General features: G+C 58.8%; 4 protein-coding genes. 2 read left to right on the top strand and 2 right to left on the bottom strand.

Translation table 11 applies throughout. The annotated features are described in order from the left end of the window. The coding region (locus AC1D1Z_RS34650; RefSeq protein WP_477853313.1) for a LacI family DNA-binding transcriptional regulator at positions 1-825 on the bottom strand (825 nt) is incomplete at its 3' end. A gap of 189 nt (positions 826-1,014) precedes the next feature. Here AC1D1Z_RS34650 and AC1D1Z_RS34645 point away from each other — a divergent pair. Both AC1D1Z_RS34645 and AC1D1Z_RS34640 read left to right on the top strand, forming a co-directional pair. After that, entirely contained in the window at positions 1,015-1,959 is a 945-nt protein-coding gene (locus AC1D1Z_RS34645; protein ID WP_446944341.1) for a sugar ABC transporter substrate-binding protein, read from the top strand. Between the two features lie 7 nt (positions 1,960-1,966). Beyond that, a complete protein-coding gene (locus tag AC1D1Z_RS34640; RefSeq protein WP_446968408.1) occupies positions 1,967-3,172 on the top strand; it encodes an alpha/beta hydrolase in 1,206 nt (401 codons plus the stop codon). 261 nt (positions 3,173-3,433) lie between these two features. Here AC1D1Z_RS34640 and AC1D1Z_RS34635 read toward each other — a convergent pair. Beyond that, the coding region (locus AC1D1Z_RS34635) for a family 20 glycosylhydrolase (RefSeq protein ID WP_477853310.1) at positions 3,434-4,112 on the bottom strand (679 nt) is incomplete at its 5' end.

The following is a 4,112-nucleotide window of genomic DNA, read 5'->3' as shown; positions in this document are numbered from 1 at the left end:
ATGTTGTTGCGCTCCGAGCTCTTGAAGTACTTTTCCTACGGCCGAGTTGCCACCGGCCACGCTGTAGATACCGTGGGGAATACCACTCTCCGTCATAAATCTTTTCACAACCTGATAGGTGAGTTCAGGGTCGTTCTTCACATCCAGGCGATGTTCGATGTTTAAATGGCGGAACTCGCTGTTCAAGACTGTGCGGAAGCCTCGTTCGCGATCTTTGGCCGCATGATACTCACCGCAGGCAATGAACAGAATCCTACCGTTGCGAGATCTGATCAAGTCGCCCATCAATCCGGCCGCGGCCGCGCCCGCAGCATACTCGTTACTGCCGACGAATCCGTTCCTGCAGGACCGAGGAAGGTCGGTTGCCAGGCAAATGACGGGTTTTCCGCGCCGGATCACGGCGCGCGCAGCACGTAGGATGGCGGGATGTTCCCGTGCGACGATCACCACGCCATCGGCAGACTCTGCTTCCCTTTCGATTTGCTGTGCGAATGGTACGATCTCGACATCGAATGACGAAGCCGTAAATACGGTCAACTCAAGCTCTTGCCGCCTCCACGCTACGGCCTTTACGGCGTCGGTGAGCGAACGGTTGAAGCTGTCGCCTGCCTCGCAGATGAACGCAATTCTGGTCCGTTTCGTTGCGTCGGCTTTTCGCAGGGCGTCAAGAGCATCGAGAACGCGCGTCCTCGTCGCATCCGAAACATTCCCACGGGAATTGAGCACCCGATCCACGGTTGCGGTTCCAACCCCCGCGACGACGGCCACTTCTTCGACAGACGGTCCCCGCCGGATCCGCCGTTTCTCTGCGGTACTCTGGGTCACCAGCGATCCTCCCGGTGCCAATCCTTTTCCACGTTGATGGAAATTACATCAAGCCGCGTTCATCAATCGTGCTTTCATGGCTCTGTCAACAGACGGTCAGGTCCGGGCGCGGGAGGTCTCCATGGATGAACATCATGGCATGCGCCAAGGATACCGGGCGCGAAGAATAGGAACCTGGAGGAGGAATTTATGAAGAAACTGCTTGTCACCGCAAGTCTTCTTGCGCTGTCGTACAATCTGGCTTGCGCGGAAACAGTCGGCATCAGCATGTCGACATTCGACGACAACTATCAAACTGTCATGCGCAACAAGATTCTCGATTACGCCGGCACGCTCAACGGTGTGGAGGTACAGATCGAGGACGCGCAAGGCGATATCAGCAAGCAACTCGCCCAGGTCCAGAACTTCATCGCTTCCGGTGTCGACGCCATTATGATCACCCTGGTGGATACGTCGTCCTCACAGGCGATTACCGATGCCGCAAAGGCCGCAGGCATCCCTCTCGTCTATATGAACCTGCAGCCGATCAATCTCGATACGCTTCCAGAAAAGCAGATCTATGTCGGAGCCAATGAAGTCGAGTCCGGAACACTCGCTGCGTTCGAAGCCTGCAAGCTCCTGCGTGCGAAAGGAAAGACGGAAGGCATTCGCGCATACATCATGATCGGCGATCTCTCCCATGCCGCGTCACTTCAGCGAACGAAAGATGTTCATGACGTCACGGCGATGGACATGTGCAAATTCATTGATATCACCCAGGAACAGGAGGCCAAGTGGTCACGTGAAAGGGGCCAGAGCCTTGTGACGAATTGGTTGACGACAGGTGACAGGATCGACGTCATCTTCGCAAACAACGACGAAATGGCGCTCGGCGCAACCCAGGCGCTCAAGGCTGCTGGGATCAACATGGACGATGTCATTGTGACGGGGGTCGACGCAACGGCTGACGCACTTATGGCGATGAAGGCCGGCGATCTCGACGTCACTGTTTTTCAGAATGGCAGCGCCATTGGTACCCGGTCCCTCGACGCCGCGCTGGCAATGGTTAAAGGCAAGAAGGTCGAGCAAGTGACCTATATCCCCTTCGAGCTCGTCACACCGTCCAACGTCGACGAATTTCTGGGCAAAAACTGACATTATCATGCGATTAGCGCGCTGGGCGGTACAGCCGTCCAGTTCAGCCGCAGCGCTGCTCAAAAAAACACGGCGCAGCGCGTTCTCCACGATTCAGACCGAAAGGCAGTCCGCAATGGCTTTTCAAAGCGATGCCGGCAACACCAAGGCTCGTCCACCCGCCGGTGCCGATTCTCTTGTTCACCCCGAACTCGCTGAGGCTTGCCAGGCTTTGAAGGACCGTGATCCCGCGATCCTCCGCAGTTCTCCCGATCATGATGTCACAGCGACAGAATTGTCGGCGTTGCTACCCGAACTGCGCAGGGCTTGGGCAGCGGACACGTCGCATGTGCCGTTGGTCGCCCGCGCTGTGCCTTTTGCATATCGGCTGATCCCGGGATCGCCGGGTAATCCTGACGTTGGCATATACATCGTCGGAGTTGGGCCTGGCGGGTCCCGCCCTGCCATCCTGCACATGCATGGCGGCGGATTCATAGTCGGCTCGGCGGCCGAGTACGTGCCCCTGCTTCAAGCCCAGGCGCTTGCCCTCGACTGCGTGATCGTTTCGGTGGAGTATCGGCTTGCGCCGGAGACGCGTTATCCCGGATCTCTCGAGGACAACTACGCGGCGTTGCGCTGGCTTTACACGTCGTGCGAGGAACTCGGCGTTGATCGTCTGCGGATTGCAGTGCAAGGCGAGAGTGCAGGAGGTGGGCATGCAGCCATGCTTGCGATTGCAGCAAGAGACCGCGGAGAGATTCCGATCCTGTTTCAGTGCCTGACTTACCCAATGCTGGATGACCGAACGGGAAGCAGCAAGCCGGCTCCAGCCCACATTGGCACGATTTGCTGGACGGAGAAGTATAACAGGATGGGATGGTCGGCGCTGCTCGGCATGGAGGCCGGGAGTGCGGCCGTTCCGAAAGGCGCCGTTCCCGCGCGCCTTGAAGACTTTTCCGGTTTACCACCTACTTTTTTATGGGTCGGCTCAATTGATCTATTTGTAAGTGAGAATCTCGAATATGCACACAGACTTGCAGAAGCTGGCGTTCCAACGGAACTTCACTTGCTGCCTGGTGTGTACCACGGTTTCGACGGAGCGGCGCCAGCATCCGCTGTTACCCTTTCGTACAAGACCGCGCTCATCCAATCCATGGCAAGAGCATTCGGGACGGCGCCCCATTCCTCCTACCTGGAGTTCATTACGCCAACGAATCGAGTCCCTTCCCAGTAGGTCACGCCCAAATAATCGCTTAAGATGAGCTTCAAGCATTGGCCTCAAGGGGCGGAGCCAAAATCCGCTGTCGCGCTTCTGGGCTCAAACCGATCGTGACGGATACGCGTTGCGCTGGCCACGCCACCTAGGCAAGGTGGGAAAACCCTCTCCGCGGCACTCAAGCTTTCAGCTTAAGCGATGTCAGTATCCCCCGCCATCACCGCCTCCGGCGATGGCAAGGGTGATCCTCAAATAAAGCCCGCGGCGCCAATCCGAGCGCTACGACTGCTGCAGTCCGTAGAGCAGCGGCATCAGTCCTGCGAGCGCCCTGAAACGCTCCCACGACTTGGATGACGGCTTTGTCCAGCCCGTTTCGGCAAGTGCGGAAAGGCGCGGGAAGACGAGGCGGTCGAAAACGGCGCGGTCCGTCATCGGCTCGGACCAGATGCAGGCCTGGATGCCGAGGAGTTTCTGTTTCTGGCTCGCCGTCCAGCCGCCGATGGGATCGAAATTGTAGAGCTTCTCGGCATCTGAAGTCCCCGCCCAGCTGGCGCCGGGCTCATCCCAGTCGGGCCTGAGCGCCATGTCGAGGTAGTAGACCTGTCCGGGGCAGACGACGATTTCGTAGCCGCGCTCGGCCAGTTCGGCCGAGACCTCGACATTGCGCCAGCTGCAGAGATAGCTCTTCGATTTGTCGATGACATCGCCATGGGCTGCCTCTTCCCAGCCGCCGGTGATGCAGCCCTTGCTCGCAAGGAAGCGCTGGACGCGGCTGAGGAACTCCGCCTGCAGGATGGCGGCACCCGAGCCGTGGATGTCGTCGGCGCCATGGGTATTGGTCACGACGTTCAGCCGCTTGGCATGGGCATCGGCAACCTCGTTGCCGGCCGCGCTGCGCAGACGTTCGAGCGCCTCCGGCGAACCCGACCACGCGCCAAGCGGAACCTCGWCGGCGCCG

The organism is Rhizobium sp. P1_E1, from assembly GCF_056406015.1.
This window is presented reverse-complemented; position numbering and strand designations above follow the sequence as displayed.